The sequence below is a fragment of the Microbacterium sp. genome (assembly GCF_030149085.1).
In the GTDB taxonomy this organism is placed as follows: domain Bacteria; phylum Actinomycetota; class Actinomycetes; order Actinomycetales; family Microbacteriaceae; genus Microbacterium.
Genome location: NZ_JASBSF010000069.1, coordinates 1 through 5,828, shown reverse-complemented (window position 1 = coordinate 5,828; position 5,828 = coordinate 1). Strand labels below are relative to the sequence as shown.

Sequence of the window (5,828 nt, the reverse complement as noted above, 5' to 3'; positions counted from 1 at the left end):
ACGATCCCGGTTGTCGCTCACGCCGGCGCGGGCATCGTGGCAGCGAGCGACCCCGAAACGGAACTCCTCGAAACGCGCGTGAAGTTCCGGCCCATCGTCGACGCCCTCGCCTGAGCGTTCCTTCCCGCGGTCAGCCCAGCTGCAGGATCCAGGTCGCGACGAGGAAGTAGATGATGAGGCTCGTCGCGTCACAGAACGTCGAGATGAACGGCGTGCTGAACACCGCCGGGTCGGCGCGCACCGCCATCGCGAGGATCGGCATGAGCCCACCCACTGTCGCTGCCAGCGTGCAGATGAACAGCAGCGTGAGTCCGATCACCGCTCCGAGCGCCGGGTCGAACACGAGACTTGCAAGCGCGAAGCCGAGGATGCCGAGAAGACCCCCGAGGAATGCTCCGACGCGCACCTCCCGCCACATCACGGTGAGCGCGTCGCGTTTTCGCACCTCTCCCATCGCGAGTGCACGGGTGACGGTCGTCGCGGCCTGCGAACCGGTGTTCCCCGCTGTGCCGGTCAGCAGTGGAATGAACAGGGCGAGGGTCACGACCTGCTCCAGCGTCGCTTCGAAGATCCCGAGCACCTGCACCGTGAGCAGCGCCGAGACCGCGAGCACGAGGAGCCACACGACGCGCGCACGGACGATCCGTAGCACGGGTGTCGTGAGGTAGGGGCGGCCGAGCGGCTCGGAGGCACCTTGGCGCGCGGCATCCGTGTCTTCAGCCTCCTCGAGGATGCGGGCTGCATCGTCGACGGTGAGGATGCCGAGAAGGCGGTCTTCGCTGTCGACGATCGGCATCGCGAGAAGACCGGAGTCGACGAGAGACCGCGCAGCAGCTTCTGCAGCATCCGTGGCGTGGGCCGTTCTCGCTTCACCCATCAACTCTTCGACGAGCAGGTCAGATCGTCCCATGACGAGTTCCCGCAAGCCCACGACGCCGAGGACCCGGCGGTGCGGCGACGTCACCGGGAGCATGTAGACGGTCTCGGCATCCGTGCCGCGATGACGCACGTGGCTCAGCGCATCGCCGACCGTCAGCTGCGGGGCAAGGCGCACATACTCGGTGCTCATGAACCGGCCGACGCTGTTCTTCGGATAGCCGAGCATGGGGGCTGTCAGCTCGCGCTCGGCTGGTGAGAGTCCCCGCATCAGCTGGCGCGCGACACCGGCCGGAAGCTCGTCGATCAGCTGCGCACGATCGTCGGGGTCGAGTTCCTCGAAGACCTTCGCCACATCGTCTTCCCGAAGACCGCCGATGAGTTCAGCGCGCATGCCGGAGTCGAGAAGTTCGAACGTCTCCAGCGCCTGGTCGCGCCGCAGCAGCCGATACAGCACGGCACGGTCCCGAGCGTCCTCGCGCTCCAGCAGCTGCGCGACTCCGGCTGGGTCGTGCTCGGCCAGCAGCGCGCGCAGCTCGTCAAGCTTGCGGTCCCGCAGCAGCGGCGTCACCGTCTCAAGGAATCCCTCGAACTCGTCATCCATGGGTCGCATCCTCGCAGACGGTCGGGGCGCGTCGGTGAACGCTCAGGTGGCGGCGAGGCGCTCACGTTCGAGTGCGACGTCGTAGCTGGCGCTCGGCCACTGCGGGTCGATGTTCTCGAGCGCCTCCAGCAGCAGATGCTGAATGGCAAGCCGGGCGTACCACTTGCGATTCGCCGGCACCACGTACCACGGCGCGTGCTCGGTAGAGGTGCGCTCGAAGACCGTCTGATAGGCGGCCATGTAGTGCGGCCAGCGGGTGCGTTCTTCTACATCGCTGGGCGTGAATTTCCAGTGCTTCTCGGGGCGGTCCAGGCGCTCCATGAGCCGCGCTTTCTGCTCGGCGTACGAGATGTGCAGCATGACCTTGATGATGCGCGTTCCGGATGCCGCGACCTGCCGCTCGAACTCGTTGATCGCCTCATATCGGCGCTCGATCTCATCGGGGTCTGCGAGTTCCCGGACTCGCCCGATGAGGACGTCCTCGTAGTGCGAGCGGTCGAACACGCCGATCCTGCCAGCGGGCGGGAGCTTGCGCTGGATGCGCCACAGGAAGTCGTGAGCCCGTTCCTCCTCGGTCGGCGCGCCGAAGGATGCAAGCGACACGCCCTGCGGGTCGACTGAGCCGACGACGTGGCGGACAATCCCTCCCTTGCCCGAGGAATCCATCCCCTGCAGGACGAGCAGCACCGACGCATCCGTGGCACCGACCCGGCTCTGGGCGAACAGTTTCTCTTGCAGAAGGTCGAGTTCCGCGACCCCCGCCGCAAGGTCCGCTGCTGCTTGCTGCTTATTGCTGCCGTAGCCGGGGGTCGAGCCGGGGTCCACGCCCGAGAGGACGAAGCCTTCGCTCACTCGCAGGAGTTCGGCAACGTCGCCGGTCCAGTAGGTCTGACTTCTCGCGGTCACTCGTCCATCATGGACCCGCCATAGAGCTCAGCGCGGGAGCGGCACTTCGATCAGTTGTGGACCCGTGACCGGTGCTGTCAGCGCCTGATCCAGCGCGGCTCGGGTATCGATGCGCGCGTAGGTCCAGCCGTAGGCAGCGGCGAGCGCTTCGAGGTCGGCATCCTGGGGCGTGTAGAGCACGCGATCGCGCTGGCTCGCAGAACCGAGGGCCGCCACTTCGAGGCCGTCGAAGATCGTGCCACCGGAATCGTTGCCGACGATGACCTGGATGCGCGGCGCGGTCTCGCCGGGCGCAAGCAGCAGGGATCCGACGTCGTGCAGCAGCGCCAGGTCGCCGAGCACGACCCGGGTCACGCCCGCCGCTCCGTCGGCCTGACTCGCGATCGCGACGCCGATGCCGGTCGCCACGGTCCCGTCGATCCCCGCAAGGCCCCGGTTGGCGTGCACCGTCACCTTCTTGCCCGGCAGCACGGTATCGGCCACCCGGACGAGGCGCGAGGAGCCGAACACGAGTCGGTCGTGCGGCCACGTCGCCCGCCACACCGCATCGACGAGCGACACCCGGTCGAGGCGTTCTCGCAGCACCGCCAGTTCGGTCGAAATTGCCCCGAGACGGGTCTGCGGGTCGGACGAGGCGAGCGCTGCGCCGTCGGGCGCCGGCACTGACAGGTCGACGGATGCCGCACGCGATGCCCGCATCCAGGCTCCGAGCCAGGCACGGTCGGCCTCGAGCGCCGCTGTCGTCGACTCCGAGGCAGGTGCCACGGCAAGTTCCGCAACGGCGAGTGTCGCGCCGTTGAGGTTTACCGTTTCGCCGGGACCCCGCAGCGCAATCACTTCGACGTCGTCGCGGGTCAGGAGCGCGGTGGTCTCGCGCGCGAGGGTGGGATGCCCGAGGACGATGACGCGCTCGATCGGCTCGCTGAGCTCGGGTCGGTGCAACAGCTCACGGTAGGCGTGCACGAGGTGACGCCCGAAGCGCGCACCGCTGACGATCTCGGCTACAAGCGGCCATCCGCCGTCCCACGCAAGGGCCTCCGCACGAGAGCCGGCACCCTCTCCGGCGACCACGAGCGTGCGAACACCGCGCACCAGGACATGCGCCGATTCGTCGACCGATACCGCGTCCACTGCGTCGCCGACGCCGCCACCACCCTGGTACAGGGCTCCCGATTGGTCGTCGTCGATCGGCGCATCCGGCAGTTCCGCGCCGATGCCGGCATCCGCTGTCCACCACGGCGGAAAGGAACCGGCGAGCGGCTCCCGAAACGGCAGGTTGAGGTGCACGGGCCCGGCTGGGCGGCCGCTGTCGCCGATGGCAGCTGCGACAGCCTGGTCGGCGATATCGCGCAGCATCGCTGATTGATCGCCCGTGCCGGTGTCATCGGTCTCGGTCGGGGCCGGTACATCGAGCTCGAACCGCGTATTGGGCGTGAAGATGCCCGGCTGCCGGGTCGTCTGGTTCGCTCCCACTCCTCGCAGTTCGGGGGGCCGATCAGCTGTGAGCAGCAGCAGGGGAACCGCGGAGTGATGAGCTTCGAGGACCGCGGGCGCGAGGTTCGCGACAGCGGTGCCTGACGTGCACACGACGGCTGCCGGCATCCGGGTCTCTCGTCCGATGCCGAGCGCCGTGAAGCCCGCGACCCGCTCATCGATCCGCACGTGCAGGCGCACCCGACCGCGCTCCTCCGCGTCGGCTGCGATGAGTGCGAGGGCCTGCGAGCGCGATCCGGGGCTGAGCACCACATCGCGGACACCGAGCGAGATCAGTTGATCGAGCAGCGCCGCAGCAGCATCCGTCGCGGGCGAACGGGTGCCCCCGCCGGTCAGGTCGCTCACCGCAGACCCGTCACGCGGCGCCGCGGGATCCGCGGGGTTCGTCGTCGTCATCTCGCGGAGTGGATGCCGCCTCGGGGTCGGCAGCAGTGTCGGCAGCCGAAGGGCCGTCGAACGCCTCCTCGGCGTCCAGCATGGCCAGTTCTTCCTCGAGTCGACGGATGCGCTCATCCTGGTCGGAGATGGTGCCGATCCGCCCGAGGAACTCCGGGTCATCATCCGGCGCGCGAGTGGCGTGGACTGCCGACCGCCGCGCGCGACCGACCACCAACCACAGCAGCCCACCGATGACGGGAAGCACGAGGACGATGACGATCCACAGCGGCTTGCTCACCCCACGGTGCCGCGTCGGCGGCTGCACAGCGCAATCGACGATGGTGTAGACCCAGAAAGCGGTCGCCACCAACGCCAGAATCAACAGCACGCGGGGCACATCCCCATCCTAGGTGGGTTCGACATGCCAGGGCTGGGCGGGCGCTGACCGGTCCCGCGCGGCGACACGGCGCCCGACGCCTACGATGGAGGGGTGAACGCGCGCTCTTTCTGGGTCTACACCGTGCTGCGCATCCTGTTCTTCCTGGTTCCGTTCGGCATCCTCATGCTGCTGCCGATCGGCCGCGAGTTCTACTGGCTGTCAGCGATCTTCGCGGCGCTCATCGGGCTGAGTCTCTCGGTGATCTTCCTGCGCCGCCCTCTCGATGAAGTGTCGGCATCGCTCGCCGAGCGCCGGGCGCGCCGCACCGACCCCACCGACGAGCAGATCGAAGATGCCGCGCTCGCAGACGCGCCGGGTGCCGATGAGGCACCCGCGCCGTCAGCCGGCGAAAGCCCAGAAGAGGAAAGCGCCGAAGGCGAGCGACGTCCCTGACGTCAGCGCGAGAGCGATGACGAGCTCGCGCGGCTGACGATAGGTCCACACGATGAGGATCGCCGGCAGCGCCAGCAACAAGGCCATGGCGGTCAACCACGCGATCGGGTAGAAGACCGCGAGGTACCCGGCGATGCCGAACGGGACCAGCACGAAAACCGTGAACAGCACCTGCGTCGCGCGGCGTCCGATCAGCACCGTCAGCGTGCGCTTGCCGGCGACGCGGTCCTGATCGATGTCGCGCAGGTTGTTCGCCAGGAGCACCGCGCACGCCAGCAGCCCCGCCCCGACCGCCCCGAACCAGGCCTCCTGCGGCAGCGCGAACACCTGCACCCAGGTCGTGCCGAGTGTTGCTACGAGGCCGAAGAAGACGAACACGAAGAGTTCGCCGAGGCCCGCGTAACCGTAGGGGCGTTTGCCGCCGGTATAGAACCACGCCGCGAGGATGCAGGCGGCACCAACGGCGAGGAACCACCACTGCTCGGTGCGGATCGTGATCGCCAGGCCCGCGATTCCGGCAATTGCGAAGAAGACGAGCGCGACGATCAGCACCGTCCGCGGCTTGGCTTTACCCGCTCCTGTCAGGCGAGCAGGCCCCACCCGGTAGGCGTCGGTGCCGCGAACACCGTCGCTGTAGTCGTTCGCGTAGTTGACGCCGATCTGCAGGCTCACCGAGACCACGAGGCACGCCAGCGCGATGACCCAGTGCATCGGACGCTCGATCAGAAGCGCAGCCCC

Annotated in this window: 6 protein-coding genes; 1 reads left to right on the top strand and 5 read right to left on the bottom strand. The window is 68.2% G+C overall.

Annotated features, from left to right (window positions below; all coding sequences use genetic code 11):
- Nucleotides 1-130: 130 nt before the first annotated feature.
- Genes mgtE through Q1V87_RS02860 form a run of 4 tightly spaced genes read right to left on the bottom strand, consistent with a single transcriptional unit; the run spans nt 131 to nt 4,655 of the window.
- The gene (gene mgtE, locus Q1V87_RS02875; RefSeq protein WP_300590783.1) at nt 131-1,480 is read right to left on the bottom strand and encodes a magnesium transporter; all 1,350 of its coding nucleotides are present in this window, start codon (nt 1,478-1,480) and stop codon (nt 131-133) included.
- Nucleotides 1,481-1,522: 42 nt separating this feature from the next.
- The gene (locus Q1V87_RS02870; protein WP_300590782.1) at nt 1,523-2,386 is read right to left on the bottom strand and encodes a PPK2 family polyphosphate kinase; all 864 of its coding nucleotides are present in this window, start codon (nt 2,384-2,386) and stop codon (nt 1,523-1,525) included.
- Nucleotides 2,387-2,413: 27 nt separating this feature from the next.
- Nucleotides 2,414-4,276 carry a 2-succinyl-5-enolpyruvyl-6-hydroxy-3-cyclohexene-1-carboxylic-acid synthase gene (gene menD / locus Q1V87_RS02865; protein ID WP_300590781.1) on the bottom strand — a complete coding sequence of 621 codons (1,863 nt, stop codon included), beginning with the start codon at nt 4,274-4,276 and terminating at the stop codon, nt 2,414-2,416.
- Entirely contained in the window at nt 4,236-4,655 is a 420-nt protein-coding gene (locus Q1V87_RS02860; protein ID WP_300590780.1) for a PLD nuclease N-terminal domain-containing protein, read from the bottom strand. Before Q1V87_RS02860 ends, menD begins: the two co-directional genes overlap by 41 nt.
- A 93-nt stretch (nt 4,656-4,748) precedes the next feature.
- Here Q1V87_RS02860 and Q1V87_RS02855 point away from each other — a divergent pair, with 93 nt between their 5' ends.
- On the top strand, nt 4,749-5,090 hold the full coding sequence (locus Q1V87_RS02855; protein WP_292710720.1) for a DUF4229 domain-containing protein: 342 nt from the start codon (nt 4,749-4,751) through the stop codon (nt 5,088-5,090).
- On the opposite strand, the gene Q1V87_RS02850 is transcribed toward Q1V87_RS02855, so the two are convergent.
- Nucleotides 5,037-5,828: 1,4-dihydroxy-2-naphthoate polyprenyltransferase (locus tag Q1V87_RS02850; RefSeq protein ID WP_300590779.1), on the bottom strand; the 792-nt coding region annotated here is incomplete at its 5' end. The two genes, Q1V87_RS02855 and Q1V87_RS02850, sit on opposite strands and share 54 nt — an antisense overlap.

Coding starts and splice junctions, on each gene's coding strand:
- mgtE (WP_300590783.1), bottom strand. CDS start 1,480: ATGGATGACGAGTTCGAGGGATTCCTTGAGACGGTGACGCCGCTGCTG.
- menD (WP_300590781.1), bottom strand. CDS start 4,276: ATGACGACGACGAACCCCGCGGATCCCGCGGCGCCGCGTGACGGGTCT.